Consider the following 25537-nt stretch of genomic DNA (forward strand, 5'->3'; position numbering starts at 1 on the left):
CGTCGTCGAATCGCCCAGCGCCTGACCCTGCCGCCCCGGCAGGGACCGCAGCGATCATGTCCGGGAGAGCGCCTTGCGGGGCACAGAGCGCCGCATTCAGCAGCCGGGGCGACGGTCGCAGGACCGTCCCGAAGGCTTGCCGACCTGGGGCCGGGTGCTGGTTCTCGCCCTCACGCTCGGCCTTGCCATCTATGTCGTCCTGTTCGCGCGGGAGAGCACGCGCCCCGCGCGCGAGGCGGCGGTGCTGAAGGCCGAGGTGCTGCATCGCGACGCCGACCTGGGCGCCGCCCTGCTGGACGCCAAACTGGCCCGGGCCCACCTCGGGTTGAACGTCGCCGCCGAGGCCCTGAGAAGGAACCCGGGCCGCCCGCTGGACGCGCTGGAAGCCGCCCGCGCCGCCGCCCCGACCAGCGCCTTCGCCGTGCTCGACGCCGGCGGTGTCGCCACCGCGGCCGTCGGGGCGAGCCCGGCCGAGTTTCGCCCGCTGGCGGCCTCCGGGTCCGCCGGACCTCGGGCGACCCGCGATCGCATCGCCCTTCTGTCGTTCGCCCCGGGGACCGCGGGTCTGGTCGCCCGCACGCCCGTCGCCGGCGCGGCCGGCGAACGCACCCTCGTCGTCTCGCCGACGGAGGGGCTCATCGCGGGCGCTGCCGGCGCCTCACTGAAAGATCGACTGGGCCTCGAGTTGTCGGCCGTGACCGCCTCGCAGACCGTCGTCCACGGTTCGCCCCGACCGAACGAAGCGGTACGGGCCACGGCATCCCCCGTGGGCGACACCGGCCTCAGCGTCGTCGCCTGGCGGCCGGACTCGACCGGGGCCGCCGCCATCATCAGCGACCTGTGGCTATTGATCGCGCCGCTGGGCCTGGGGGTCCTGGTGCTGGGCCTCGCCTTGCTGCAGCGCTGGCGACAGGCGCGCGCGTCCAAGGCCTGGGCAGAGACCGAACATCGTTTCCGCGTCGCCGTCGAGGCGGCGCGTTGCGGCGTCTGGGAATGGGATCTGAACGCCGGCGAGCTCGTGGTGTCGGACTTCATGGCGGAGTTGCTGGGCCTTCCCGCCGGCGGAGCGGTCAAGGCTGAGGACGTGATGGAGCGGATTCACCCTCGCTATCGCGATCTGGTCGAACACGCCCTGCGTCAGGCCGCGACCTTCGGCGCCTTCGAGGTGACCTTCCCCGTACCGCTGGCGACCGGCGGAGCCCGCTGGATCGACGCGCGCGGCCAGGCGCGCGGGTCGCGCGGCGAGGACGGCTTCAGCATCATCCTGGGCGTCGCCCTGGACATCACCGAGGCTCGCCGCGCCAAGGCCCAGGCCCAGGCCGCCGAGAACCGGCTGCGCGACGGCATCGAGAGCGTCTCGGACGCCTTCGTCCTGTTCGACAAACACGGCCGGCTGATCCTGTGGAATCAGGCCTTCAAGGACGCCTTCGGCTTCGCCGACGAGGCGGTGCGCAAGGGCGCCATGAAGGACGAGCTGAACCGTATCGCCGCCCTCGCCATCAAGGAGGAACGGCCCTCCGCCGAGGGCCGTGCCGGCGCTCGCGAGGTCGAACTACATGACGGCCGCGTGCTGCAGCTGTCCGAGCGGTTCACCGGCGACGGCGGCACGGTCGTCACCGCCGCCGACGTGACCGCCATCCGCCGCCAGGAGCTGGAGCGCCAGCGGGCCGCCGACAGTCTGCGGATCACCGTCGACCAGCTGGAGACCAGCCAGGAGAAACTCAGCCTCCTGGCCCGAAAATACGAGATCGCCATGACCCGGGCCGAGGCCGCCAACCAGGCCAAGTCCGAGTTCCTGGCCAACATGTCCCACGAACTGCGCACGCCGCTGAACGCCATCAACGGCTTCTCGGAGATCATGGCCGGCGAGATGTTCGGGCCGCTGGGGGACGCCAGATACAAGGGCTATGCCGCCGACATCCTCAAGTCCGGCCAGCACCTGCTCAGCCTGATCAACGACATCCTCGACATGGCCAAGATCGAGGCGGGCAAGATGACCCTGCACTACGAGCCCGTGTCCCTGACCGAGATCTGCGAGGACGCCATCCGGCTGATGCGCGGCAAGGCGCAGGACTCGGGCCTGATCCTGTCGCTGCAGGCGCATGATCTGCCTGAGATCGACGCCGACTATCGCGGGCTGAAACAGGTGATGCTCAACCTGATCTCCAATGCGGTGAAGTTCACGCCGGAGGGCGGCGAGATCACCGTGTCGCTGGACACCCTGAACGCGGACCGGGTGCGGATATCGGTGACCGACACCGGTATCGGCATCGCGGCCGGGGACCTGAAACGCCTGGCCCAGCCCTTCGAACAGGTCGAGGGCCAGCATTCCAAGACGACACAAGGGACCGGCCTCGGCCTGTCCCTGACCAAGGCCCTGATCGAGCTCCACCAGGGGCAGATGCTGATGCAGAGCGAGCCCGGCGTCGGCACCACGGTCAGCTTCGACATTCCGATCAGACGCCCCGGCGCGCCGGTCGAACAGATCCAGGCGCGAGCGGCCTAGGGTCTGATTCATGGCTCGAAAGTCACTGTGGCCATCACGGCGAAGACGTCGACCCACAACCCCGCTGATTGGGAACGCCTATTTGGGCGGTCCGTCTCCGCCCTTGTCGCCCGGGCCGCTGTCTCCGCCGCCCTTGCCGCGACGGAGGATCTCGGCGAAGGCGGCGCGTTCCGCCGGCTCCAGCGTGCCGAGGATGGTCAATGTGTCGGCTTCCAGCCGCCGGCGACCGCGAATCTCGGCCGCGCGGGCCTGGTCCAGCAGTCGTTCCACGAGCACCCGATCATAGGGATCGGCGGCGGCAGCGGCGATCGCCTGTCGACGCGCCGCGCGGGCCTGCTGGAAGTCGGGCCGGGCGGCGAGGCCGGCGTCCCGCAACGCCTGACGCACCCGGCCGCGAACCTCGGGATCGAGCGCAGCGACCAGTTCGCGCGGCGAGGCGCGGCGCTCGTCCCCCGCCTTGCCGTCCATACGGCGTTCGATTCGATCCTGTCCCGTCAAGGCCGTATAGGCGGCGGTCGCGGCAAACAGGTTCACCGCGACCGAGGCGGCCAGGGCGACGCCGAGAACGATGGCGAGGGTGCGCATGTTCATCCCAGCACCTCGGTCTCGTCGAAGCTCAACATGGCCTGGTCGAGCACGGCGTCGGCCTGGCTCTGCGCCGCCAGATGGCCGCCCAGATTGGTGCCGAAGACCACGCCGGCGCAGGCCGCGGCGGCCCAGCTCGCCCCCCCGATCCACAGCAGCTTGCGTAGCGAAGGCCAACCGGCGCGCGCCTTCAGGTTCGCCGCTACGGCCGAGGCAAGGACACGATCCCGCAGGTCCATGGACACGGCGGGATTGGGGGATGCGAAGAGGGCGGCGTCGGTCTGGCGCGCGTCGAACAGCGCACGTCCGGCCTCGAGCGGATGGGTTTCGATCCATGTGCGCGCGGCGTCGCGCACGCTCTCGGGCCAGCGACGGATATCGCCCCCATAGGCTGCGGCCAGTTCGCCGATACGCGTCTCGTCCATGCCCTCGCGGGTCATCGTCGTGCTCCTTCGACCGCCGGCTCCGCGCCGGGGGCCAGATGCGCCAGCGTCTGCCTCAGGGTCCTGCGACCCCGCGACAGCAGGCTTTCCAGCGCCTCGATACTGACCGACATCAGGCTTGCGGCCTCGATATTGGTCAGTTCCTGATAGTGACACAGCACGATGGCCTCGCGCTGGCGCTGCGGCAGGGCGATCAGCGCCCGATCCACCTGCGCGCCCAGCTGGGCCGTCATGATCCCGCGATCCGGGGCCGGCCCCTCGTCGGGTCGATCCGGAGAGATCTCGGTCGGAACCTCGCGTCGCCGACGGAGCCGATCGTAGCAGAGGTTCAGCGCCACCCGGTGCAGCCAGGTGTCGAACTTCGCCTTGCCCGGCGTCCAGCGCGGGGCCTGTTTCCAGGCTCTCAGCAGGGCTTCCTGCGCCACGTCCTCGGCCTCGGCGGGGTCGCCCAGCATCCGCTGCGCCAGGGCCAGCATGCGCGGGAGTTTCCGCGCCACCATGGCCTGAATGGCCGCCGGGTCGCCCTGACCCACGCGGCGCACCAGGTCCTCGTCGGGGTCGGCGACAGAGGCCAAACGGTCCCTTTCCGGGCGAGCAGACAAGCGGGCGAACGGGCGGGACGGCCAAGGAAGTGCGACCGTCCCCACCCTCTTACTCCGAAGCGGGCGCCGAAGGCGACGCCCGGCGCGCGGCGCGACGATCGTGGCGCTGCTCGCGCATGGCCTGGCGGGCCGCCGTGCGTTCCTCGGCAGTGATGAAGCCGTCACGGTTGGCGTCGACCCTGTCGAACCGGGCCGTCAGACGGGTCTGGACATCGGCGATGGCCATGGGACCGCGCCCCTCGGAGCCATCACCCCGTGCGCCGCCGTGCCCCCGACCGCCGCGATGGCCGCGCATGCCGTGACGGGCCCCACCCTCTGCGCGGTCGCCGCGCATCTGGCGGGCAGCGGTGAACTCCTCGCGGCTGACGGCGCCATTGCCGTCCGTGTCGAGCGTCTCGAAGCGGGCGGAGACGCGCTGGTTGCGGCGCGTGTCCATGCCCGACCGGCGCTCCTCGGCGCTGATCGAACCGTCGCGGTTGGCGTCGATGGCGGTCAGGCCGGCGATCCGGCCGTCGACAAACTCGGCGCGGCTGATCCGGCCGTCGCCGTCGGCGTCGCCACGGGCGCCCCGCGTCTGCGCCTGCTGGGCCATAGCGGAGCCAGCACTCAGGACGGCCAGAACGGCGGCGGCGCCGGCGGCGCCGGCGGCCAGGGTGGATTTCTTCATCTGTTCGTCTCCGAAAAGAACGGCCGCTCAAGCGTCCGCAAGACCCCCGTCCTGGAACTGTAACGGGCCAGTCCGGACTATCCGTCGTTCCGGGAGGGCAGCGCCGTCTCGAACGCCTCCTGCGCGGCCTTGCGCACGCGCTCCAGACGGAGACGCAGGGCCGGGAAGTCCGCCTCCCCCGCCGCCTCGGCAAGGCGGGTCCGGAAGGTTTCCGACTCGGCCTCCGGATCGCCCTTGTCATCAAAGGCGCAGGCGAGGAGCTGCGCCAGGGCCTGGTGCAGGACCCAGGCGTCCTTCAGCGGCGGATCCCTTTCCAGCTGATCCAGGATCGAGACGCTCAGAAATCCACCCTCGGCGGCCGTCTGCAACTGGCGGAACTGGCCGACGAACTCGGCGTCGACCAGACCGCCGCGAACCAGCTTCAGGTCCCAGAAGCCCTTGGCCGGCCGCTCCCGGTCCATCAGGTCGCGCATGGCCCGCACGTCGCCGGCCGTGTCCACCCCGGGCCGCGGACGACGCAGCGCCGCCTCGATGGCCGCCGTCACCTGGGCGCCAAACGCCGTCTCGCTGGCCCAGGCGACGCGAGCCCGGGTCAGGGCCATGAATTCCCAGGTCGCGGCCTCGTCCGAATAGTAGGTCTGGAACCCCGACAGCGGCACCGACACCGGCCCCTTCGACCCTGAGGGCCTGAGCCGCATATCGACCTCGTAGAGCCCCCCCTCGGCCGTATGCGCCGACAGGGCCGAGATTAGTCTCTGGGTGAAGCGGACGTAGAAGACGTCAGGCGACCAGCCCTTGGTGGCGGACACGGCGTCCGACGGCGCGCCGTATACGGTCATCAGGTCGAGGTCCGATCCCGCCGTCATCTCCCCGGACCCGGCCTTGCCCAGGGCGATGACGGCCACCGCGCCCGGCATCGCTCCGCCCAGCCGTTCGGTTTCCGTCAGGGCCGCCGCCGACAGGGTGCGCATGACCGCGTCGGCGAGGTTGGTGAATCCCTTGCCCGCCGCTTCCGGCCCCACCCGACCACTGAGGGTCTGCATGCCGATGCGGAAGGCCTGTTCGCGATGCAGGCGACGGACGGCGTTCATCGCCCCTTCGAAATCCCCGGCGGCGGCCGCCTCCTCCGCCATCTGATCGAACAGGCCGGTGTTGACGCCGAGTTCGGTCTCGAACCGGGCGTCGAGCATCGAGTCCAGCGCCGCCGGATAGCGGCCGAGGGTCCGCGCCAGTCGAGGGGCGAAGGCCATGACGCCGACAATCCGCTCGAACAGCTCGGGCTGGTTCAGGAACAGGGCCTGGACCTGAACCCCCGCCGACAGGCCGGCGAAGAAGACCGAGAACCGCTTGAACGCTGCATCGGCCGCGCCGGTCCGCGCGAGCGCCGTCAGCAGCCGCGGCGCCAGCCGGGTGAACAGCTCCCGCCCCCGCACCGAACGCGTCGCCGAAATGCGGCCGTGGTGCCAGGACCGGATCGTGTCGGCGACCGCGCCTGGATCGGAGAAGCCCATTCGCTCCAGCGTCGCCAGGGTCTCGGGATCGTTGTCGACTCCGGTGAAGACGAGACTGCCGAACGGGGAGGAAAGTTCCTCCTCGCCCTCGAACAGGGCGCCGTAGCGCTGGTTCACCCCGATCAGAATGGCCTCGACCCCCGCGTCGAAGGCCGCCAGATCGCCCTGCCCCGCGAGCGCCGCGACCGCCGCCCGGCGCACGGGATCGGCGGGCAGGATATGGGTCTGTTCGTCCTCCAGCATCTGCACCCGGTGCTCGAGTCCGCGCAGCTCCACATACGCCCCGGTCATTTCGGCGGCGACGTCGGCGGGCAGGTGCCCTTTCGCGACCAGGGCGGCGAGCGCATCGACCGTCCGGGAACTGCGCAGCGACGGATCGCGGCCGCCGAGGATCAGCTGCTGGGTCTGGGCATAGAACTCGATCTCGCGGATGCCGCCGCGCCCGAGCTTCAGATTGGCGCCCGCCGCCTCCATCCCCTCGCCAGTCTTGTGGACGTGGATCTGGCGTTTGATCGACTGGATGTCGAGCACGGCCTGATAGTCGAGGCTGCGGCGCCAGACGAAGGGGACCAGCGCCTTGAGGAACTCGGTCGCCGCGCCGAAATCGCCGCAGATGGCGCGGGCCTTGATGAAGGCCGCCCGCTCCCAGTTCTGGCCGACGCTCTCGTAGTAATCCAGCGCCATGGGCACGGTGACGACCGGCGGCGTCGACGACGGATCGGGGCGCAGACGCAGGTCGACGCGGAAGACATAGCCGTCGGCCGTCCGCTCGGACAGCAGCGACGCCACCCCCTGCGCCACCCGGTTCATCAGGCCTTGCGCCTCTGTGCCCTCGGCCAGCACAGGGGCCAGACGTTCGGGGTCGAAGAACAGGCTGAGGTCGATATCGGAGGAATAGTTCAGCTCGAACGCGCCGTGCTTGCCCATGGCCAGGCCGAACAGGCCGGGAATGGGGCCGCGTGTGTCGTCGGCGGCGGTCAGGAGCTTGCCGCGTCGACGCAGGTCCTCGGCCACCCCCGAAAGGGCCGCGCGTGAGGCGACGTCGGCGAACCGGCTCAGCGCGCCGGTGACCTGATCCAGGTCCCAGACTCCGCCGAGATCGGCCAGGGCCGTCAGAAGATGCAGTTCCGCCTTCAGCCGCCGCAGCGGCGAGCGCATGTCGTCCGCCCCCCCGGTCAGGGCGATGGTGCGCGCGGCGATATCGTCAAGCCGAACCTCGGGCGCGTCGGAAAGGATGGCGTGCAGGGTCTCGGGCCGGCGTCGCGCCAGACCGAACAGATAGGGCGAGGCGGCGAACACGGGCTGTAACGCCGGCCAGACAGTGTCCAGCAGCGTGCCCCAGCCGCCCTCCGCCGCGCTGCCCGACAACCGGTCGTGCGCACGCCCGACCGCCTCCGCGTCGACCACGGGCCCGCAGGCCGCCAGCCGTTCGCCCAGGGGCGCCGAACTCATCCCTCGCTCGCGGGCGGCAGGACCAGGGCGACGCGCAGGCCCGGCCCGGACTCGCCATAGGCGCCGGGGCCCTCATCCAGCTGGATGCGGCCCATGTGCGCCTCCATCACCGCCCCCACCAGAGACAGGCCCAGGCCGGAGCCCGCCTCGGTGCGACTGTTGTCGAGGCGGACGAACCGCTCGATGACCCGGCCGCGATCCTCTTCCGGCACCCCCGGCCCGGTGTCGGTGACGGAGAATTCGATCTCGCCCGAGGACCGGCGGCGCGCGCGCAGCTTGACCGCCCCGCCGACCGGCGTGTATTTGATGGCGTTGTCGATGACATTGGCCAGGGCCTGGGCCAGGAACGGCCGGGCGCCCTCGATCATCAGGCCGCGCTCGATCTCGGCGGAGAAGTCGAGCCCCTTGTCCTCGGCCGCCGGCTCGTACAGCTCGGCCATGTCCGCAGCCAGTTCGGCGGCGTCGAACACCGCAGCATCGGGCACGCGGCCCGCCGCCGCCTGCAGGCGGGCGATGGCGAGCACGGTGTTGAAGGTCTTCAGCAGCGTGTCGGCCTCGTCCAGCGCGACCTGCAGGGCGTCGACGCCGTCGATCCGCCCGCTCTCGGCGTCGATCAGGGCGACCTCCAGCCTGGCCCGCATGCGCGTCAGCGGCGACCTCAGGTCGTGGGCGATAGCGTCGCCGGCGTGGCGGATCGAGGCCATGGAGGTCTCCAGCCGGTCCAGCATGCCGTTCAGCCCCTGGCCCAGCTCGTCCAGTTCGTCACCGGATCCCCGCACCGCCACCCGCGCTTTCAGGTCGCCGTCCTGCACGGAGCCGACGACGGCGTTCAACCGCCCCATGGATCGTTCCAGATTACGGCTGATCAGCAGACCTCCGCCGAGGCCGAGCAGCAGGACCATACCCATGGCCATCCACAGCGCCTGGGTCAGCCGGCCCAGATAGGCCTCGGTATCGCCCAGGGATTCCCCGACGATCAGCCCCTCGCCGCCCGCCAGCCGCACCTGGACGGCCCTCACCTGCGGCCGGATCACCCGACCGTCGGCTTCGGTGTCGGTGAAGGTGAAGGTGGTCCATTCCTCGGTCGCCGGCCCGGCGTCGAACGGCGAGACATTGAGGCTGCCGGTCCCCAGGCTCCCGTCCCTGTTGATGAACTGATAGATATAGGCGCTTCGGGTCAGGGTCCGGTCGATCAACGCCACGTTCAGGGCATCGACGCCGCGATTGTCATAGACGCCCAGCAGGGTCTTGAGCTCGCCGCGCACATCGGCCTCGGCCCGCGCCTGGGCCTCCGAGGCCGAGGCGACATAGACATAGGCCAGGATGGCGCTGGCCGCCGCCGCGAACAGCGCGAGGAACAACAGCGTCAGCCTGAAGGGCGTGCGGCGGAAGAGGGACGGGAGACGCATCAGGGAACTATTCTCCCTCCCCCTGCGGGGGAGGGTGGTCGGAGCGAAACGGAGACCGGGTGGGGGCGGCAAGGCAGGCCGCACGCACCTCGTCGATCACATTGTTGAGCCGATCTCGCACCATCAGATTATCGTAGCGCAAAGTCAGCAGGCCTTCTCTGGCGAAAACAGCGTCTCGAACACTATCCTGACGCTGACGATCCTCGTTGTGATGTGAGCTTCCGTCCACCTCGACGATCACGCCACGGGCCCAACAAAAGAAGTCGAGATAGTAGCCGCGCAACGGACACTGCCGTCGAAAATGCAGGCCTTCGGCTCGAAGCGACCGGAGCGCGACCCAAAGACGCGCTTCCGCCGGTGTCAGGGCCTTCCGCATCTCGCGCGCCCGAGCGATGATCGCCATGTCGCCTGGCCCTCCCCACCCGGCCGCTTCGCGGCCACCCTCCCCCGAGGGGGAGGGAGAAAATGCTGCGTGGCCTCACGCCTCCAGCCGATACCCCGCCCCGCGCACCGTCTGCAGCATCGGCTTGTCGAAGCCCTTGTCGATCTTGGAGCGCAGGCGGCTGATGTGGACGTCGATGACGTTGGTCTGGGGGTCGAAATGGTATTCCCACACCTTCTCCAGCAGCATGGTGCGGGTCACCGACTGGCCGGCGTGGCGCATCAGGAACTCCAGCAACTGGAACTCGCGCGGTTGCAGGTCGATCTCCGAGGTTCCGCGATGCACGGTGCGGGCGATCAGGTTCATCTCCAGGTCGCCGACCTTGAGCACCGTCTGCACCCCGCCCGTCTCGCGACGGCGCGACAGGGCCTCGACCCGGGCGACCAGCTCGGCGAAGGCGTAGGGCTTGACCAGATAGTCGTCGCCGCCGGCCTTCAGGCCCATGACGCGATCCTCGACCTCGCCCATGGCGGACAGGAACAGGACCGGCGTCTGGTCGCCGTCCTTGCGCAGGGTCTCGACCATGCCGATGCCGTCCAGGCGGGGCATCATCCGGTCAACGACGTAGACGTCGTAGTCGCCCTTCTGGGCCTCCAGCAGGCCATAGGCGCCGTCGATGGCGTGACTGGCCACGTGACCCGCCTCGGCCAGACCGCGCACCATCGCCTGGGCCGCCTCGGCGTCGTCCTCGACCACAAGAATTTTCACAGGCCAGCCCCTCCGGAATCACAATCGCCGCCGACGGTAGTCCATCGGCGGCGACTTGGGGAGTTAAGGCTTGTTCAGGCTGCGGACTACTTGGCGTCCGACAGTTCCAGAACGAAGGGCCGATTGCCCGCCGGGATGCGGAACAGCAACAGGACACTTTCTCGACCCGCCTCGCGGGCCGAGGTGACGACGGCACGCAGCTCGGCGACGGTCGCCACCGGGCGGCCGTTCGCCTGCAGGATTACGGCCCCGGCAGGAACCTGGGCCCGGCCCGCCCGCGAGCTTTCTGCGACGGAGGTCACGACCAGACCGCGCACGTTCTCGTCAATGGAGAAGCGTGAGCGCAGCGCTTCGCTGATCGGCGCGACCGTCATACCCTCCACGACCTCGCCCGTCGGAGCCTGCGGACGCCCCGGCTGGCTTTGGTCGCCGTCTTCGTCCTGATTCTGCAGAGCCGCGTTGATATCGGCGGGACGCGTGCCCGAAGGGATGTTGATCGTCTGGCGGCCACCCTCGCGCAGGATCTCAAGTCGCAGATTGTCGCCCGGCGCGGCTTGGCCGACCTGACGCGTCAGGTCGGACGACGAAGCGATAGGCCGACCGTTCAGGGCCACAACGACGTCGCCTGCACGAAGGCCGCCCTGCTCCGCCGGAGCGCCCGGCGTGACGTCGGCGATATAGGCGCCGTCCTGATCCTCCGGCAGACCCAGCGGCTCGCGGTATTCGTCGAGCAAGTCCTGGATCTGCACGCCCAGATAGCCCCGCTGGATCGCCTGCCCGCTCATCAGACGATCGGTCACCGTCTTGGCGATCGAGGCCGGGATGGCGAAGCCGATGCCGACCGAGCCGCCCGTCGGCGAGAAGATCGCCGAGTTCACGCCGATGACTCGGCCATAGATGTCGAAGGTCGGGCCGCCCGAGTTGCCCCGGTTGATGGCGGCGTCGATCTGCAGATAGTCGGTGTAGGGCGTCGAACTGTCGCCGATCTCACGGGCGCGGGCCGAGACGATACCGGCCGTGGCCGTGCCGCCGAGGCTGAAGGGGTTGCCGACGGCGAGCACCCAGTCACCGACGCGCGGCTCCGCGGCTTCCTCGAAGCTGACGAAGTTGAAGCCCGAGCCCTCGACCTTGACCACGGCCAGGTCGGTGTCGGCGTCGCGACCGACCAGCCGGGCAGGCAGTTCACGGCCGTCGGACATCCGCACCGTGATCTTCGTCGCATTGGCCACGACGTGGTTGTTGGTGACGATGAAGCCGTCGGCCGAGATGAAGAAGCCGGAGCCCGCGCCCTGGGCGGTCTGGGGCTCTTCTTCCTCGCCGGGCTCCTGGGTCTCGGGGGCCTGGAAGCCGAAGCCGGGCAGGCCGGGAATGGGGATCATGCCGCCGCGCTGGCGTTCGATCGGGGTCTCGACGTCGATCTGGACCACGGCGGGCGACACCTGGTCGAAGATGTCGGCGAAACTGAGCGGCGCGCCCTGCGGCGGGGCGAAGGCGAGACCCGAGGCGCCGGCGGAGGGGATCAGCCGTCCGTGGGCCTCTGCGGCATTGGCGCCCGGCCAGTCGATCACGCCTCCGGCAGTCGCGGCGGCGGCGAACACGAGGCCGACAGCGGCCCCCAGGATGAATTCCTTACGCTTCATCATCGGTGTGTTTTCGATCCTTCAATGGGCCCGGCCAGAAGACTGACCGGCGCCCGTTTCGCCTTGTGATATAGGGCTATGGCGACTTTCGCCAACCATTGCGCCATGACCCTTGGTCCGCCTCAACGCCCGTCGTGAGGCGCGGATGCGTCAGGATCGGGGCGAACCGTTTCCCTTTGGAGAAGATCGGCCAGCCGACGTTCCTCATCGGGCGAAAGCGGCGCGGTTTCGACGGCCTTGCGCCGCGCGAAGACGAACAGGGCGAGACCGCCGATCAGCGCCAGCAGGGCGGGTCCGAACCACAGCAGCCAGGTCCCGGTCCGCACCGGCGGGGTGAACAGGACATAGTCGCCGTAGCGGCGCACGAGATCGTCCCTGACCGCCTGGTCGCTGGCGCCCGAGGCGATCTCCTCGCGGACCAGGCGGCGCATGTCTCCGGCGATCCCGGCCGGGCTGTCGGCGATGGATTCGTGCTGGCAGACGACGCAGCGCACGACCTCGAAAATCGCCTGGGCGCGGGCTTCCTGACCCGGCGAGGCGAGCGGCCGGTCCGGCGGGGCGGCGGGTTCCTGGGCCAGGGCGGGGGTGGACAGCGTCAGGACCGCGAAAAACAGAGCCACCACAAATTCGTGCATCCCCGCGAAGGCGGGGACCCAGGTTTTAGCCAAGGGCGCGGTGCGCGGGATCACGGCCAGCACGCACCCGGCGCCGTTTCTCGCCCAAAGCACTGGGTCCCCGCCTTCGCGGGGATGCACGGAAAAATGGGAGCTCATGCAGCCCTGCGTTTCCCGCCCACCGCCAGCCTCAGCCGTCGGTCGAACAGCGACAGCACCCCGCCCAGCGCCATGACGAACGGCCCGAGGAAGATCAGCCGCGCCCACGGATTGTAGTAGACCCGAACGGTCCAGGCCTGGGCCGCCTCAGGGGTGCTACGGCGCTCGCCCATGACGACATAGACGTCGTCCAGACCCCGGAAATCGAGCCCGACCTCGGTCGTCGTCTGCCCCCCGGCGGGGAAGAAACGGCGCTCGGCCGTGATTGTGCGCGGGTCGGCGCGGCCATCGGTCGAGGCCACCGTCAGCGTGCCACGTTCGGCCAGATAGTTGGGGCCCTCGACGATCTCGACCTTGTCGAGCGTCACCACCCAGCGTCCGGCATGGACCTCCCCGCCGATGGGCAGGGGGGCGGCGGCCTCGACCTTGAAACCCGTCTCGACCACGGCCCCGAGCACGAACAGGCCCAGACCCGCATGCGCCAGCGTCATGCCCCAGGCGCCGAGCGGCAGGCCCCTGGCCCGACGACCGACCTCGGCCAGCGGCGCCCGGAACAGGCGGACGCGTTCGACCACCTCCGCCAGCGCTCCGAGGATCAGCCAGGCCCCGACGGCCAGACCCGCGGCTGCGAAGGCCTTCCTCGGCTCGAACGCCAGCCAGCCGACGAAGCCGCAGGCGATCGCAAGCGCCGCGGCGAGCGCCAGCCTCTGCATCGCCCCCTTCAGGTCGCCGCGCTTCCAGGCCAGCAGCGGCCCGGCCGGCAGGATCAGGAAGGCCACGGCCATCAACGGCGTGAAGGTCAGGGCGAAATAGGGCGGGCCGACCGAGATGGTGGCGCCCGTCGCCGCCTCCAGGATCAGCGGATAGAGGGTGCCCAGCAGCACCGTCACGGCCGCCACGGTCAGGAACAGGTTGTTCAGCACCAGGGCGCCCTCGCGGCTGACCGGGGCGAACAGGCCGCCGCCCTTCAGCTGGGGCGCGCGCCAGGCGAACAGGGCGAAGGCCGACCCGGCTGTGAAGCCCAGGATGCCCAGCAGCATCAGCCCCCGCTCGGGATCGACCGCAAAGGCGTGGACGGAGGTCAGCACGCCGGAGCGCACCAGGAAGGCGCCCAGCATGGAGAAGGTGAAGGCCAGAAGCGCCAGGAACACGGTCCAGCCCGCCAGCGCCCCGCGCCGCTCGGTCACCACCGCACTATGAAGAAGCGCCGTGCCCGCCAGCCACGGCATGAAGCTGGCGTTCTCGACCGGGTCCCAGAACCACCAGCCGCCCCAGCCGAGCTCATAGTAGGCCCAGAAGGCGCCGAGCGTGATCCCGGCCGTCAGGAAGACCCAGCTCGCCAGGGCCCAGGGCCGCACCCAGCGCCCCCATGCGGGCCAGAAGCCGGAAAAGGCCCTGCCCTCGATCAGGGCGGCGACGGCCAGGGAGAAGGTCACCGAGAAACCGACATAGCCCGCGTAGAGCAGGGGGGGATGGATGGCGAGCGCCGGGTCCTGCAGCAGAGGGTTCAGCGACAGGCCCTGGAACGGCGCCGGATCGATTCGTGCGAACGGGTTGGAGGTGAAGACGGCGAAGGCCAGGAACAACGCCCCCAGCCCGCCCTGCACCCCGATCGCCGAGGCCTTCAGCCCGAACGGAAGCCCCCTCGCACGCGTGAGGGCCGCGCCGAACCCGGTCATGACCAGGCACCACAGGACCAGCGACCCCTCGTGGCTGCCCCAGGCGGCGGCCACCTTGTAGAGCATCGGCTTGTCGGTGTGGCTGTTGTTGGCGACGTTGGCGACGGAGAAGTCCGACGTCGCAAAGGCGAAGATCAGGGCTCCGAACGCCAGGGCCGTGGCCAGGGCTGCGCCCATCGCCGCGCCCTCTGCTCCGCCGGCCAGCAGCGGACTGCGACGCCAACGGCCGGTCGCCGCCAGACCGGTCTGCAGCACCGACAGCATCAGGGCGAGGATCAGCGCGAAGGCGCCGAATTCGACGATCACAGGGCTTGGCTCTGCACAGGCGGTGCCGTCGATGCGCCGCCCTCAGGCCGCCATTCGCCCTTTTCCTTCAGCCGGTCGGCGACCTCGCGCGGCATATAGGTCTCGTCGTGCTTCGCCAGAACGGTATCGGCGTGGAAGACGCGGTCGGGGCCGAACCGGCCTTGCGCAACGATCCCCTGCCCCTCGCGGAACAGGTCGGGCAGGTCGCCCTCAAAGATCACCTGGCTGGTCGCGGCGTTGTCGGTGACGGAGAAGGCCACGGTCGTACCATGCTGCTCGACGCTGCCGGCCTCGACCAGTCCCCCAAGGCGGATGACCCGACCGGCCGGCGCGGCGTCCGCCGTCGCCTCCGACGGCGAGAAGAAATAGGTCACGCTGTCCTGCATGGCCCACAGCGAAAGCCCGACGGCGAGCGCCAGCACCGGTGCGGCGGCGGCCACGACCCACAGGCGACGACGCGCCTTCGGCGATTTGGGAAGCCAGCTCATGGGCGGACAACGGGTTCCGGGAACGGAGAAGTCGCGCCGTATAGCGCCTGTCCCGTCGGGCTCCAACGGGTCATGCGGCCGCGTCCAGGCGGCTGACCAGATCGGTCCGGCGCGGATCGGCCGGATCCAGCACGGCGATCAGGGGCGCCCAGACCTCGCGCGCCTTCGCCACATCGCCCCGGGCCAGGGCCGCTTCACCGACGAAATAGCGCGCGCCCAACTGGTCCGGGTCGAGGGCAAGCGCGCGGGTGAAGGCCGCCTCGGCGTCCACACCGACCTCCCCGTCCTGCGCCCGCACCAGACTTTCGCCCAGACGGGCCCAGCTGGTGGCGTCGTTCGCATCCAGCGCCAGAGCCCGACGGAAGGCCGAGGACGCGCCGATAGGATCACCGGCCTCGAACCGGGCCGCGCCCAGCATGACCAGGGCGGTGCGGTTGTCCGGCTCGCGTTTGACCGCCCGGCCGAGAACGGCGGCGATCCGGGGCGCATCGAGGGTCTCCGGGCTGGAGGCCCATTCGTCGATCCGGCGCTCATAGGGCTGGTCCGGCAGTCCCGGGTCGCCGAAGACGAGATACAGGCCCAGAGTCGCCGCGACCGCCCCGACCAGTCCGACCAGAACGATCGTCCGGTCCCGCCCGCCGACGCGAGGCGCGGCGTCCGGCGACGCGCTCGTCAGCAGCCGCCGTCCCGCCTCGGCCCGTGCGGCGGCCCAGGCGTCCTCGTCCAGCAAACCTCGCGATTTCAGGCGATCCAGTTCGGCCAGCTCGGCCGCGCCGGTGTCAGACAGGGGCGGCTCATGGTCCGCGCGGAGCCGGGCCACGCTCAACACCAGCAGCCCGGCCAGCGCCGTGGCGAGCCCGGCCAGGGTCCAGAAAACGATCATCCGCCCTGACTAGCGGATCAGGCCGCCCGGGGCGAGCGCTCCTGCGTCGCAGCGGACGACGGGCGGGCCCCGGCGGCGGCGGCACGACGGCGGGCGGTACGGGCCGCGTCGGTCGCCTCGATCAGCAACAGGCATTTGGCCAGGGTCTCGACCAGGGCGAGCGACTTCCGCTGGTCTGGCGCATCGCCGGCGTTCACCGCCTCGACGACCTGATCGACATAGACGGTGACCCGCTCGGTCACCGACTGCACCAGCTGATAGCGCAGGGATTCGCAGCCGAAGACCAGGGCCGCCGTGCGGATGGCGCCCAGCAGGGTCAGCAGGACGATCGCGGCCTGAACGGCCTCCAGCGGCGGCGCCTCGGCCTCCAGATCGGGCGCCTGACGGGTCATGCGGCCCGTGGTCTTGACCGCCTTGGACGGCATCAGCCGGTCCAGCGCCTTGTCCAGAGATCGGAGCGACTTGGACAGGGCGCCGTTGATCCGGTCACGGGCCTCCCGCGCCTGCTTGCCCCAATCCCCCTCGGGATCCAGTTTCAGCGTGGCGTCCAGTTCGCCCAGGGTCTCGGCGCACCAGGCGATGTCGGTGCGCACCCCCGGGCCGGGGTCCGCCTTGGCGCCCGGCTTGTAGGAGGCGATGCGGGTGATGCGAGCCTCGACCTCGGCGATCAGGCGATTGACGAAACCGGCCATCTCCGATTCCGAAAGGAAGCCTTCCTTGGCCGCCGCATGGGACGAATGCACCACCAGCCGCAGGATCAGGGAGGCGTCGCCCAGGTGGGCGAACATGATCTCCAGCATGCGCGGCCCGCCGTCGACGGTGATCTCGGCGCAGTCCCGGATCAACAGGCGCAGCTCGGCCAACTGGTCGCCCGTCGGTCTCAGGATCAGGTCGGGCAGGTTCAGCAGGCCGCGCCGGGCCATGGCCGCCAGGTCAAAGCACAGGGCCAGTTCGTCCAGCCCCTTGATGCGGGCTGCCTCGTCGCCGCCGTTCGACGGCCAGACGACCTCCGGCTTGTCGCGCACGGCGGCGGCGGCGGCCACGCAGATGCGGTCGGCGATCGCGCACATCTTCGGATTTTCCTCGATCGGACGATAGTCGTCGAGCGCCAGCAGCAGCTCCGGCTCCAGGCTCGAGGCCGCCTTCCACAGGCGAGGCAGCACGCCGGCCGGGAAGGTCAGCGATTCGACGCCGTCGGGACGGCGCTGAAACATCGGCAACAGGGGGGCGAAGGCGATGGCGCGGCGGCGGCGGTCGATGCTTTCGTCAGCCAGCATGATGCTGAGCGCGGCGGCGCGCTCTCCGGGCATCTGGGCGACGGCGCCCGAAAGGATCGTCAACACGCGGTCGGGCACACGCTCCAGCATCTGGGCGAGCACTGCACGCTGCGCGACCGAAAGCTCGGCCATCCCACACTCCGTCGACCCCGGAACGGCGGCCAGAAGACACGGTGAAGGCGCAAGGTTAAGATTCCGGAAGCGGAGAACACGGCTCCGTCGTTTCAGGACTCGGCTGCGGGCAGTTCCAGCACGGCCTTGAGCCCGCCCAGATCGCTGGCCGCCAGCGTCAGCCGCCCGCCGTAGGCGCGGGTCAGGTCGTCGACGATGGCCAGCCCCAGACCCGACCCCGGCGCATCCTCGTCCAGACGGGCGCCCCGCTTCAACATGCCGTCGCGCTGATCGGCCGGCACGCCAGGTCCGTCGTCCTCGATCACAGCGATCATCTGGCCCAGGCCGCTGGCGCCGGCGGAGACCCGCACCCGGCGCGTCGACCATTTGCAGGCGTTCTCCATCAGATTGCCGAGGATCTCCTGCAGGTCCTGACGCTCGCCGAGGAAGGCCAGGTCGTCGGGCGCGCGCCAGTCGATCTCCACGTCCTTCGACTGGAACACCCGCTCCAGCATGACCGCCAGTTCGTCGATCACCTCGCCCACCGGCGTCTTTTCGCCCAGGCCGTGGGCGGCGCGGGCGGCGGCACGGGCGCGGCGCAGGTGGTGGTCGACCTGGCCCTTCATCACCTCGGACTGACGCCGGACGATATCGGCCAACGGCCCGGCGTCGGTCCCGGCCTCGGCCAGCATGACCGACAGCGGCGTCTTCAGGGCGTGGGCCAGGTTGCCGACGTGGGTGCGCTGGCGCTCGACGACTTCCTGATTGTGGTCCAGCAGGCGGTTGACCTGTTCGGCCAGGGGCTGGATCTCGGTCGGATAGTCCTTCTCGATCCGGGCGGCCTTGCCCTTGCGCACATTGGCGATCTCGACGCGCAGATCGAACAGCGGCCGCAGCCCGATCTGGACCTGCAGGAAGACGGCGATGACCAGGCCGATCCCCAGGATCAGCAGCGCCGTCCAGGTGAAGGTCGCGAACTGGCGGGTATCGACATCGATCTCGGACCGGTCGAGACCCGCCATGAAAACGAATGGCCGTCCGTCCAGCGACTTCATGCTGGACGCGATCTGCAATGGCTGTGTCCCGTCCGCCAGGATGCCGGGATCGTTGTAGCTGAGGGTCGCCCCCAACGCCGCCCTCAGCCGCTCGGGCAACTCTGGATCGACGTACAGGCTCTCACCCGCCAGGGACGGAGACTTCGCCAGCACGACGAAGCCGCCCTCGGCGTCCACCTCTCCGACCATCCAGTATTTTCCGGACAGGCCGCGCAGGGTCGGGGCGTCCTTGATCTCGGCGACTCTCAGGCCGTCGGGCGTCATGACGCTGGCGATGACCACGTCGTCGATCACGGCGCTCAGCTGATTGTCCAGCCGGCGAAGGGCGCTCTCGCGATACTGGCTGGTCAGCATCCAGCCCGTCAGCACGAGGGCAACGACGATCCAGGCGGATGCGAGCCAGATCAGCCGCCGCGTCAGGCTCCGGCCCGGCCGGCCGAACCAGCGTCCCCAGGACGGCCTCGTCACGGGTTGAAGCGCTGGGACGTCGTCGCTCACGCGGCCTCGGACTCGCCGGCGAGCGGTGTCAGGCGATAGCCGAGTCCGCGCACGGTCTCGATCCGGTCGGACCCGACCTTCTTGCGCAGCCGCCCGATGAAGACCTCGATGGTGTTGGAATCCCGGTCGAAGTCCTGGTCGTACAGGTGCTCGACCAGCTCGGTCCGGCTGATCACCCGGCCCTGGTGCATCATCATGTAGTGAAGCAGCCGGTACTCCAGTGACGTCAACCGCAGGGGCTCGCCATTGACGGTCGCCCGCGCCGCGCGCGGATCCAGTCGCAGCCCGCCGCAGGCCAGGGTCGCCGAGGCGATTCCTGCAGACCGCCGCAGCAGGGCCCTCAGGCGCGCCAGCAGCTCCTCGGTATGGAAGGGCTTGGTCAGATAGTCGTCGGCCCCGGCGTCGAAGCCCGCGACCTTGTCCGACCAGGCGCCGCGCGCCGTCAGGATCAGGACCGGCGTCGCCTTGCCGTCGCGACGCCAACGCTCCAGCACCGACACGCCGTCGATCTTGGGCAGGCCCAGGTCCAGCACGACCACGTCATAGGGTTCGGTGTCGCCCAGGAAATGGGCTTCCTCGCCGTCGGCGGCGTGATCGACCGCATAGCCGGCGTCGCCCAGCGCCTGTTTCAGCTGGCGCGACAGGTCGGCGTCGTCTTCGACCAGGAGAACTCGCATCGTGTTGGTCCCTCGTGTCCGTCAGCCGCGCGAGTCGACGGAGATGTCGATGATCTGACCGTCGCGCTCGAAGCGGAAGACATAGCTGTTGCCGCGCATGCCGAGCGAGCCGACGAAGCGGGCGCCGCGAGCCCGCGACTGGGCGATGCCCTGGGCCTCCGCCTCGCTGATGCGACGCGGCTCACGCTGGAACTCCTGCCCGTTCCGGTCGCCGCCACGGTTGCCACGGTCCTGCGCGTTCGCGGCGCTCAGCGGCGCTGCGGCGATCAGGACGGACAGAAGGAGGACGGACAGGCGGGTCATGGGGCGTCTTATGAGGCCGGCGCTCTGAACGGCGGCTGAACACGAAGCTTAGGGACGTTTAACTTCCGGGGAAACGGGCCTCTCGCAGGGGATGAACGGAACCTGACCCGGCCCGTTCAGGATCGGCTCAGTGGCGATCAGCTTTCATCAGATCAACGCAGCCGATCGCGGTTGCTGCGAGTTCAACGCCCTGCTGCGCCTTGAGGCGAATTACCGTCGTGGCGGCCTGACGGCTTGGGAACGGACCGACCTCGATCGTCGTTTTGACCGTCTGTCGGCCTCGATCCGCGAGCAACGCCGCGACCGCGACAATCGTCGCCACTGACGGTTCGCGAGCTTCGGGCGGCTGTGCCGAAGACACGGTCGCTCGCAAGGCGGGAGGCGTGGTCCGAAAGGGTCACGCCCCCTTTCAGTCCGTGGATCAGAACCGCAGCACCGACCCCATGACGGTCACGGCATGCCCGCGGATCAGCACCCGGTCGCCCGCCAGCTCGGTCTCGAACCGCGCGCCCCGCCCGGGATAGGCCTGTTCGAAGGTGACGTTGCTCCGGTCGAGCTTCATCGCGAACAAGGGCGCCAGGCCGCACCGGGCCGAGCCCGTCGCCGGATCCTCGTCGATTCCGCAGCCCGGCCCGAAGAAACGGTCCACGACATCGACGCCGCCGTCATCCGACAGGGCCGCAGCGATCACCTGTCCGCGCTCCATCGCCCCGTCTCCGAACGCCAGCAGGGTCGGAATATCCGGGGTCAGGCCGCGCACAGTCGCCGCATCCGCCATGACCGCGATCAGATAACGGCTGGCCCAGACCTCGAGCGGCGCGGCGCCGAGGGCCTCCGCCAGCCCCTTCGGGGTCTCGACGCGTGTCAGGGGGTCCGCCGGAAAGTTCATTTCGTAACCCTCGCCGAACCGCCCCACAGTCAGCGGGCCCGACGCGGTGTCGAAGGTCAGTTGACGCGCCTCAACACCCAGCTCGCGCCACAGCACATGCGCCGCCGCCAGGGTGGCGTGACCGCACAGGGACACCTCCACTGTCGGGGTGAACCAGCGCAGGTCGAAACGCGCCCGATCGGCCGTGCTGCGCAGAAAGGCGGTCTCCGAGTGATTGTTCTCCGCCGCCAGCGACTGCATCCACCCGGTGTCAGGCCACGCGTCCAGCGGCTGAAGCACGGCGGCGGGGTTGCCCATGAACGGGCGTTCGGCGAAGGCGTCGACGGTCCACTGGCGCATGCAGCCGGGCTTAAGCTAGGACGCGAGGAGAGACCAGACGGACCCGCCCATGACCGCCGCCCTGACCACTGATTTCAACGAGGCCCGCCTGTGCACGGCCTGGCGCTGGATCGCCGAGGAAAGCTACTGGGGTGCCCGCATTCCGTGGACCACGTTCGAGCGGGCCTGTCGCGGCTCGCTCTGCTTTGGTCTGGTCGAGGACGGAGACCTGCTCGCCTTCGCCCGCGTCGTCACGGATCAGGCCACCTTCGCCTGGCTGTGCGATGTCTTCGTCGACGACCGGGCGCGCGGCCGGGGTCTGGGCAAGCAGCTGATGCAGGACATTCTCGCCGATCCACGCCTGCAGGATCTGCGTCGCTGGGGCCTCGCCACCGCTGACGCCCACGGCCTCTATTCGCAATACGGCTTCGAAGCCGCAGACCCTCTGCGCCATATGGAGCGGGTCGACCGGGACATCTATCCGGTGCTGTCGCCGACGACCTGAAGCTCGGGCCAGCGCGAACGGGCGCTGGCGACGACCTTGCCCCAACCCCGGGCCAGCGGCCGGTTCGGGTTGGGCCGGATGACCATGTCGAACACGTCCTGGAGCCCGAACGGCGCGGCGACGCTGATCGTATCGTCGTCCTCCAGCCGCACCCCGATCCCGAAGGCCGGCGCCACGAACCGCTCCAGGGCCGCGTCGGTATCGGGCAGCGGCTCATAGTCCTCGCCGAACCGGTCATGGAACCACAGATGCACGCGCGCCTGGTTCCGCACCTCGACATCGGTGCGGAAGGGCTCGTCGAAGGCCGTCGCGACCCGCTTTATGACCCCGTCCTCGGCGTCCCACGACGTGTCCGGATCGAAATAGCCGAGGTCGAAATCCTTGCGGCCATACCCCACGGGCCGCCCCGTCACTGCGTTCCACACCGACTGATAGACCGCGCCGGAAAAGACACGCCAGTCAGGCAGGCCCAGCCCGCGCACGGTCGTCAGCACATGCATCAGGTCGGTGTCCGCCCGGACGATCTCGACCAGCCGGGTCTCGAGATCGCTCATCGCGCGTCCCTCAGGGGCCAGCCATGATCCAGCGGGCCGTGTCCGCCGCCGAGACCCGGCGCCCGCCGGATCGCCTCGGACACATAGGCCCAGGCCTCCGCCACCGCGACCTCGAGCGGCCGCCCCTGGGCCAGACCCGCCGCGATGGCGCTGGCCAGGGTGCAGCCGGTGCCGTGGGTGGAGGTCGTCTCGATCCGCGGCCCCTCCAGCAGGGTCTCGCCCGACGGCGTGACCAGCAGGTCGACGACGGTCTCCCCCGGCACATGGCCCCCCTTCATCAGCACCGCCCGGGCTCCGAGCCCCAGCAGCGCCGCGCCCGCTCGACGCTGCCCCTCCAGATCCTCGACCGCGATCCCGGTCAGGGCCTCGGCCTCCGGCGCATTGGGGGTCAGCAGGGTCGCGCGCGGGATCATCAGGCTTCGCACCGCCTGTACCGCGTCATTGTCCAGCAGGGCCGCGCCGCCCTTGGCCACCATGACCGGATCGACCACGACCGGTGCACGCGACGTATCGAGAATGGCCGCGACCCGCTCGACCACCGCCACCGAGCCCAGCATGCCGGTCTTGATCGCATCGGCCCCGATGTCATCCAGCACCGCCCGCGCCTGGGCCTCGATCAGGTCGAGCGGCAGGGGGTAAACGCCGTGGACGCCGAGCGTGTTCTGCACCGTGATCGCCGTGATGGCCGTGGCGGCAAAGCCCCCCATGGCGGTCACCGCCTTGATGTCGGCCTGGATCCCCGCCCCGCCGCCGGAATCCGATCCGGCGATGATCAGGACGCGGCCGAGGAAGGGGGCTGGCGAGGACATGGCGGCTGGATGCGGCGCCCGGCCGAAGTCGGCAAGCGGGTTTTGCATATTGTAATATGGCTATATAGCCATTATTTGATATTCATGCACGCCGCCCTTAACGCCCTCGCCGAACCGAACCGTATGGCCATCATGGAACTGCTGCGCGACGGCGAACGCCCCGCCGGAGACTTCGTCGATGCCCTGCCGATCAGCCAGCCGGCAGTCTCGAAACACCTGTCCGTCCTGCGCGAGGCCGGTCTGGTGACCGTGCGCAAGGACGCCCAGCGCCGTCTCTACAGCCTGAATCCCGCACCCCTGGCCGAGCTCGACGCCTGGTTGGAACCCTATCGCCATTTCTGGGCCAACCGCCTCGACGCCCTCGAACGCCATCTCGACAAGGAGTTTCCGCAATGACCGATACGCTCGAACTGCCCGCCGACGCCGGGTCGATCCGCACCCTGGACGACGGCTGGGAGATCCGTTTCGAACGCCGCCTTCGCCATTCGCCCGAGCGGGTCTGGAAGGCCCTGACGACGCCCGAAGGCCTCGCCTGCTGGCTGGCCGAGGCCGAGATCGAGGCCCGACCCGGCGGCCGGATGGAGCTGAACTTCCGCCAGCCCGACCACGAGTTCATGCCGGACACGCCCGATCGCCGCCTGCAGCACAACGAGGTGCTGGTCGCCGAGCCCTATACGCGGTTCGAACACACCTTCGGCTCCAACGGGTTGTCCGTCGTCCGCTGGCGGCTGACGCCCGACGGCGACGGGACGCACATCCTGCTGGTCCACAGCATCCCGCAAGGCTGGGCCGGCGGTCGCGCCAATGTCCTCAGCGGCTGGCAGATGCACATGGCGGGTCTGGAGGACGCCATCCACGGCGTGCGCCACCTCTGGGACTGGGACCGGTTCCTCGCCCTGCGAGCGGCTTGGTCGGGGAAGCTCCAGTGACCACCGCCCACCCCTTCCTCATGTTCCAGGGTCGCTGCGCGGCGGCCCTAGACTTCTACGCCGCGACCCTGCCCGACACCCGCATCCTGTCGCTGGACAAGAAGCCGGACGGGACGGTCGCCATGGCGCGCCTGTCGGTCGCCGGTCTGGAGATCATGGCCAATGATTCGCCGCCCGTGCACGACTTCGACTTTATGCCCTCGACCTCGACCTTCCTGACCGTAGACGACCCGGATCAGGTCGATGCTCTGGCCGAGGCGCTCGCCGTCGAGGGCAAGGCGATGATGCCGGCCGGCGACTACGGTTTCTCGCGCCGCTTCGCCTGGGTTCAGGACCGGTTCGGCGTCTCCTGGCAGATCAACGCCGCCTAGCTCGCGGCCGCCACCGCCGCCTGGACCGCCAGGGCCTGCACCGTCTCGCGCACGTCGTGGACGCGGATCACCGCCGCTCCGCGACGGGCGCCTTCCAGCGCGAGGGCGATCGAGCCGCCCAGCCGATCGCCGGCCTCCGTCGCCGACGGGTCGATGTTCCGGATCATGCGCTTGCGACTGGCCCCCAGCAGCACCGGGAACCCCAGCTCCGCCAGCGTCCCCAGTCCGGCGATCAGCGCCAGATTGTGCTCGATCGTCTTGCCGAAGCCGATGCCGGGATCGAGCGTGATCTTCTCGCGCCCCACACCCGCCGCCATCGCCGCCTGGGCCCGGCCGGCCAGGTAGTCGCGCACCTCGGCGACCACGTCGGCATAGCGCGGCTCGACCTGCATGCTGCGCGGTTCGCCCAGCATGTGCATCAGGACGACGTCGCAGCCCAGTTCCGCCGCGACCTCCGGCGCATCGGGCGAATACGTCAGCGCCGTCACGTCATTCCAGATCGTCGCCCCCGCCGCGACCGCCGCCCGGGCCGCCTCGGGCTTCATCGTGTCGATCGAGATCGGCCCGTGCCAGCGCGCGTGCACCGCCGCGATCACCGGCGCCGTCCGCGCGATCTCCTCGTGCACAGCGACCGGCTCGGCCCCCGGCCGCGTCGATTCTCCGCCGATGTCGAGGATGTCCGCCCCGTCCCCGATCAGCTGCATCGCCTGGGCCAGGCCGCCCTCGACCGAGGCGTGCAGGCCTCCGTCGGAGAAACTGTCCGGCGTGACGTTCAGGATGCCCATGACGCGGGGCCGGATCAAACTCATGCGCTGTTCCCGGCCCTCTTCTGCGGCGCCATCAGTCCCTCTTTCCGATCAGTCCGCCCAGGGCTTCAAGATAGGCGGCGAAAGCCTTTCGGCCAGAGGGGGTCAGGGTGACGCGGGTCAAAGGCTTGTTGTTCTGAAAGCTCTTGTCGATCGCGACATAGCCGGCCTCGTCCAGCTTCTTCAGATGGACCGACAGATTGCCCTGGGTCGCCTCCAGCACCGTCTTCAGCTCGGTGAAGTCGGCGGTCTCTACGTCGGCCAGATAGACCATGATCCCCAGCCGCATGCGGCCGTGGATGACCTCGTCGATCCGGCCAAGATCGGTCAGGGCCATGGAG

General features: G+C 69.8%; 28 protein-coding genes. 5 read left to right on the top strand and 23 right to left on the bottom strand.

Annotation, left to right across the window (positions count from 1 at the left end):
- Positions 1 to 73: 73 nt before the first annotated feature.
- The gene (locus ACP7AB_RS06630) at positions 74 to 2506 is read left to right on the top strand and encodes a PAS domain-containing sensor histidine kinase (RefSeq protein ID WP_425988774.1); all 2433 of its coding nucleotides are present in this window, start codon (positions 74 to 76) and stop codon (positions 2504 to 2506) included.
- A 78-nt stretch (positions 2507 to 2584) separates the two neighbouring features.
- Here ACP7AB_RS06630 and ACP7AB_RS06635 read toward each other — a convergent pair whose 3' ends face one another.
- The 19 genes from ACP7AB_RS06635 to ACP7AB_RS06725 all read right to left on the bottom strand — a co-directional run bounded on the left by ACP7AB_RS06635 (position 2585) and on the right by ACP7AB_RS06725 (position 21243).
- Complete coding sequence (locus ACP7AB_RS06635; protein ID WP_425988777.1) at positions 2585 to 3097, bottom strand: periplasmic heavy metal sensor; 513 nt, start codon at positions 3095 to 3097, stop codon at positions 2585 to 2587.
- On the bottom strand, positions 3094 to 3531 hold the full coding sequence (locus ACP7AB_RS06640) for a hypothetical protein (protein ID WP_425988779.1): 438 nt from the start codon (positions 3529 to 3531) through the stop codon (positions 3094 to 3096). Before ACP7AB_RS06640 ends, ACP7AB_RS06635 begins: the two co-directional genes overlap by 4 nt.
- On the bottom strand, positions 3528 to 4109 hold the full coding sequence (locus ACP7AB_RS06645) for an RNA polymerase sigma factor (RefSeq protein ID WP_425988781.1): 582 nt from the start codon (positions 4107 to 4109) through the stop codon (positions 3528 to 3530). The genes ACP7AB_RS06640 and ACP7AB_RS06645 overlap by 4 nt, the downstream gene beginning before the upstream one ends.
- Positions 4110 to 4185: 76 nt before the next feature.
- Entirely contained in the window at positions 4186 to 4803 is a 618-nt protein-coding gene (locus ACP7AB_RS06650) for an EF-hand domain-containing protein (protein ID WP_425988784.1), read from the bottom strand.
- A 77-nt stretch (positions 4804 to 4880) separates the two neighbouring features.
- Positions 4881 to 7766, bottom strand: a complete 2886-nt coding sequence (locus ACP7AB_RS06655; RefSeq protein WP_425988787.1) for a bifunctional [glutamine synthetase] adenylyltransferase/[glutamine synthetase]-adenylyl-L-tyrosine phosphorylase — start codon at positions 7764 to 7766, stop codon at positions 4881 to 4883.
- Positions 7763 to 9175, bottom strand: coding sequence for a sensor histidine kinase (locus ACP7AB_RS06660; RefSeq protein ID WP_425988789.1), 1413 nt, complete (start codon positions 9173 to 9175; stop codon positions 7763 to 7765). The genes ACP7AB_RS06655 and ACP7AB_RS06660 overlap by 4 nt, the downstream gene beginning before the upstream one ends.
- 7 nt (positions 9176 to 9182) lie before the next feature.
- Positions 9183 to 9578: an endonuclease domain-containing protein gene (locus tag ACP7AB_RS06665; protein ID WP_425988790.1), complete on the bottom strand. Its 396-nt coding sequence runs from the start codon at positions 9576 to 9578 to the stop codon at positions 9183 to 9185.
- 75 nt (positions 9579 to 9653) lie between these two features.
- Positions 9654 to 10325 (bottom strand): response regulator transcription factor, encoded by a 672-nt coding sequence (locus tag ACP7AB_RS06670; protein ID WP_425988792.1) that lies wholly within the window; start codon positions 10323 to 10325, stop codon positions 9654 to 9656.
- A gap of 86 nt (positions 10326 to 10411) precedes the next feature.
- Positions 10412 to 11968 (bottom strand): Do family serine endopeptidase, encoded by a 1557-nt coding sequence (locus ACP7AB_RS06675; protein ID WP_425988795.1) that lies wholly within the window; start codon positions 11966 to 11968, stop codon positions 10412 to 10414.
- A gap of 119 nt (positions 11969 to 12087) precedes the next feature.
- Positions 12088 to 12585, bottom strand: a complete 498-nt coding sequence (locus tag ACP7AB_RS06680; protein ID WP_425988798.1) for a cytochrome c-type biogenesis protein — start codon at positions 12583 to 12585, stop codon at positions 12088 to 12090.
- A gap of 149 nt (positions 12586 to 12734) precedes the next feature.
- Entirely contained in the window at positions 12735 to 14723 is a 1989-nt protein-coding gene (locus tag ACP7AB_RS06685; protein WP_425988800.1) for a heme lyase CcmF/NrfE family subunit, read from the bottom strand.
- Positions 14720 to 15211 carry a cytochrome c maturation protein CcmE gene (gene ccmE, locus ACP7AB_RS06690; RefSeq protein ID WP_425988803.1) on the bottom strand — a complete coding sequence of 164 codons (492 nt, stop codon included), beginning with the start codon at positions 15209 to 15211 and terminating at the stop codon, positions 14720 to 14722. Before ccmE ends, ACP7AB_RS06685 begins: the two co-directional genes overlap by 4 nt.
- A gap of 70 nt (positions 15212 to 15281) precedes the next feature.
- Positions 15282 to 16094, bottom strand: coding sequence for a c-type cytochrome biogenesis protein CcmI (gene ccmI, locus ACP7AB_RS06695; protein ID WP_425988806.1), 813 nt, complete (start codon positions 16092 to 16094; stop codon positions 15282 to 15284).
- Positions 16095 to 16111: 17 nt separating this feature from the next.
- Entirely contained in the window at positions 16112 to 17503 is a 1392-nt protein-coding gene (locus ACP7AB_RS06700) for a hypothetical protein (protein WP_425988807.1), read from the bottom strand.
- 92 nt (positions 17504 to 17595) lie between these two features.
- A complete protein-coding gene (locus ACP7AB_RS06705; protein ID WP_425988809.1) occupies positions 17596 to 19035 on the bottom strand; it encodes a sensor histidine kinase in 1440 nt (479 codons plus the stop codon).
- Entirely contained in the window at positions 19032 to 19712 is a 681-nt protein-coding gene (locus ACP7AB_RS06710; protein ID WP_303694183.1) for a response regulator transcription factor, read from the bottom strand. The genes ACP7AB_RS06705 and ACP7AB_RS06710 overlap by 4 nt, the downstream gene beginning before the upstream one ends.
- A gap of 21 nt (positions 19713 to 19733) precedes the next feature.
- Positions 19734 to 20015 carry a hypothetical protein gene (locus ACP7AB_RS06715; protein ID WP_425988811.1) on the bottom strand — a complete coding sequence of 94 codons (282 nt, stop codon included), beginning with the start codon at positions 20013 to 20015 and terminating at the stop codon, positions 19734 to 19736.
- 127 nt (positions 20016 to 20142) lie between these two features.
- Positions 20143 to 20337 (bottom strand): hypothetical protein, encoded by a 195-nt coding sequence (locus ACP7AB_RS06720; RefSeq protein WP_426046124.1) that lies wholly within the window; start codon positions 20335 to 20337, stop codon positions 20143 to 20145.
- A 99-nt stretch (positions 20338 to 20436) separates the two neighbouring features.
- Positions 20437 to 21243, bottom strand: coding sequence for a PhzF family phenazine biosynthesis protein (locus tag ACP7AB_RS06725; protein ID WP_425988814.1), 807 nt, complete (start codon positions 21241 to 21243; stop codon positions 20437 to 20439).
- Positions 21244 to 21292: 49 nt separating this feature from the next.
- Between ACP7AB_RS06725 and ACP7AB_RS06730 the strand changes: the two genes are divergently transcribed.
- Positions 21293 to 21727: a GNAT family N-acetyltransferase gene (locus ACP7AB_RS06730; RefSeq protein WP_425988816.1), complete on the top strand. Its 435-nt coding sequence runs from the start codon at positions 21293 to 21295 to the stop codon at positions 21725 to 21727.
- Here ACP7AB_RS06730 and ACP7AB_RS06735 read toward each other — a convergent pair.
- Both ACP7AB_RS06735 and thiD read right to left on the bottom strand, forming a co-directional pair.
- Positions 21700 to 22281, bottom strand: a complete 582-nt coding sequence (locus ACP7AB_RS06735) for a nucleotidyltransferase family protein (RefSeq protein ID WP_425988818.1) — start codon at positions 22279 to 22281, stop codon at positions 21700 to 21702. The genes ACP7AB_RS06730 and ACP7AB_RS06735 overlap by 28 nt on opposite strands.
- On the bottom strand, positions 22278 to 23090 hold the full coding sequence (gene thiD, locus ACP7AB_RS06740) for a bifunctional hydroxymethylpyrimidine kinase/phosphomethylpyrimidine kinase (RefSeq protein ID WP_425988980.1): 813 nt from the start codon (positions 23088 to 23090) through the stop codon (positions 22278 to 22280). Before thiD ends, ACP7AB_RS06735 begins: the two co-directional genes overlap by 4 nt.
- A gap of 84 nt (positions 23091 to 23174) precedes the next feature.
- Here thiD and ACP7AB_RS06745 point away from each other — a divergent pair, with 84 nt between their 5' ends.
- The 3 genes from ACP7AB_RS06745 to ACP7AB_RS06755 are packed head-to-tail and all read left to right on the top strand — an operon-like array spanning position 23175 to position 24390.
- Positions 23175 to 23486 carry an ArsR/SmtB family transcription factor gene (locus tag ACP7AB_RS06745; RefSeq protein ID WP_425988820.1) on the top strand — a complete coding sequence of 104 codons (312 nt, stop codon included), beginning with the start codon at positions 23175 to 23177 and terminating at the stop codon, positions 23484 to 23486.
- Positions 23483 to 24019: an SRPBCC family protein gene (locus ACP7AB_RS06750; protein ID WP_425988822.1), complete on the top strand. Its 537-nt coding sequence runs from the start codon at positions 23483 to 23485 to the stop codon at positions 24017 to 24019. Before ACP7AB_RS06745 ends, ACP7AB_RS06750 begins: the two co-directional genes overlap by 4 nt.
- The gene (locus tag ACP7AB_RS06755; RefSeq protein WP_425988825.1) at positions 24016 to 24390 is read left to right on the top strand and encodes a VOC family protein; all 375 of its coding nucleotides are present in this window, start codon (positions 24016 to 24018) and stop codon (positions 24388 to 24390) included. Before ACP7AB_RS06750 ends, ACP7AB_RS06755 begins: the two co-directional genes overlap by 4 nt.
- Here ACP7AB_RS06755 and folP read toward each other — a convergent pair.
- On the bottom strand, positions 24387 to 25199 hold the full coding sequence (folP, locus tag ACP7AB_RS06760) for a dihydropteroate synthase (RefSeq protein WP_425988828.1): 813 nt from the start codon (positions 25197 to 25199) through the stop codon (positions 24387 to 24389). The two genes, ACP7AB_RS06755 and folP, sit on opposite strands and share 4 nt — an antisense overlap.
- Positions 25200 to 25230: 31 nt before the next feature.
- Positions 25231 to 25533 carry a winged helix-turn-helix domain-containing protein gene (locus ACP7AB_RS06765; protein WP_303694190.1) on the bottom strand — a complete coding sequence of 101 codons (303 nt, stop codon included), beginning with the start codon at positions 25531 to 25533 and terminating at the stop codon, positions 25231 to 25233.
- Positions 25534 to 25537: the final 4 nt, after the last annotated feature.

Source organism: Brevundimonas sp. TWP3-1-2b1 (assembly GCF_049896165.1).
In the GTDB taxonomy this organism is placed as follows: Bacteria; Pseudomonadota; Alphaproteobacteria; order Caulobacterales; family Caulobacteraceae; genus Brevundimonas; species Brevundimonas subvibrioides_B.

What these genes read in the sequence shown, in the direction of transcription:
- ACP7AB_RS06635 (WP_425988777.1), bottom strand. Translation starts at nt 3,097, where the DNA reads ATGAACATGCGCACCCTCGCCATCGTTCTCGGCGTCGCCCTGGCCGCC.
- ACP7AB_RS06750 (WP_425988822.1), top strand. Translation starts at nt 23,483, where the DNA reads ATGACCGATACGCTCGAACTGCCCGCCGACGCCGGGTCGATCCGCACC.
- ACP7AB_RS06640 (WP_425988779.1), bottom strand. Translation starts at nt 3,531, where the DNA reads ATGACCCGCGAGGGCATGGACGAGACGCGTATCGGCGAACTGGCCGCA.
- ACP7AB_RS06745 (WP_425988820.1), top strand. Translation starts at nt 23,175, where the DNA reads ATGCACGCCGCCCTTAACGCCCTCGCCGAACCGAACCGTATGGCCATC.
- ACP7AB_RS06700 (WP_425988807.1), bottom strand. Translation starts at nt 17,503, where the DNA reads ATGGCCGAGCTTTCGGTCGCGCAGCGTGCAGTGCTCGCCCAGATGCTG.
- ACP7AB_RS06660 (WP_425988789.1), bottom strand. Translation starts at nt 9,175, where the DNA reads ATGCGTCTCCCGTCCCTCTTCCGCCGCACGCCCTTCAGGCTGACGCTG.
- ccmI (WP_425988806.1), bottom strand. Translation starts at nt 16,094, where the DNA reads ATGATCGTTTTCTGGACCCTGGCCGGGCTCGCCACGGCGCTGGCCGGG.
- ccmE (WP_425988803.1), bottom strand. Translation starts at nt 15,211, where the DNA reads ATGAGCTGGCTTCCCAAATCGCCGAAGGCGCGTCGTCGCCTGTGGGTC.
- ACP7AB_RS06655 (WP_425988787.1), bottom strand. Translation starts at nt 7,766, where the DNA reads ATGAGTTCGGCGCCCCTGGGCGAACGGCTGGCGGCCTGCGGGCCCGTG.
- thiD (WP_425988980.1), bottom strand. Translation starts at nt 23,090, where the DNA reads ATGTCCTCGCCAGCCCCCTTCCTCGGCCGCGTCCTGATCATCGCCGGA.
- ACP7AB_RS06735 (WP_425988818.1), bottom strand. Translation starts at nt 22,281, where the DNA reads ATGAGCGATCTCGAGACCCGGCTGGTCGAGATCGTCCGGGCGGACACC.
- ACP7AB_RS06710 (WP_303694183.1), bottom strand. Translation starts at nt 19,712, where the DNA reads ATGCGAGTTCTCCTGGTCGAAGACGACGCCGACCTGTCGCGCCAGCTG.
- ACP7AB_RS06725 (WP_425988814.1), bottom strand. Translation starts at nt 21,243, where the DNA reads ATGCGCCAGTGGACCGTCGACGCCTTCGCCGAACGCCCGTTCATGGGC.
- ACP7AB_RS06730 (WP_425988816.1), top strand. Translation starts at nt 21,293, where the DNA reads ATGACCGCCGCCCTGACCACTGATTTCAACGAGGCCCGCCTGTGCACG.
- ACP7AB_RS06650 (WP_425988784.1), bottom strand. Translation starts at nt 4,803, where the DNA reads ATGAAGAAATCCACCCTGGCCGCCGGCGCCGCCGGCGCCGCCGCCGTT.
- ACP7AB_RS06765 (WP_303694190.1), bottom strand. Translation starts at nt 25,533, where the DNA reads ATGGCCCTGACCGATCTTGGCCGGATCGACGAGGTCATCCACGGCCGC.
- folP (WP_425988828.1), bottom strand. Translation starts at nt 25,199, where the DNA reads ATGAGTTTGATCCGGCCCCGCGTCATGGGCATCCTGAACGTCACGCCG.
- ACP7AB_RS06665 (WP_425988790.1), bottom strand. Translation starts at nt 9,578, where the DNA reads ATGGCGATCATCGCTCGGGCGCGCGAGATGCGGAAGGCCCTGACACCG.
- ACP7AB_RS06675 (WP_425988795.1), bottom strand. Translation starts at nt 11,968, where the DNA reads ATGATGAAGCGTAAGGAATTCATCCTGGGGGCCGCTGTCGGCCTCGTG.
- ACP7AB_RS06715 (WP_425988811.1), bottom strand. Translation starts at nt 20,015, where the DNA reads ATGACCCGCCTGTCCGTCCTCCTTCTGTCCGTCCTGATCGCCGCAGCG.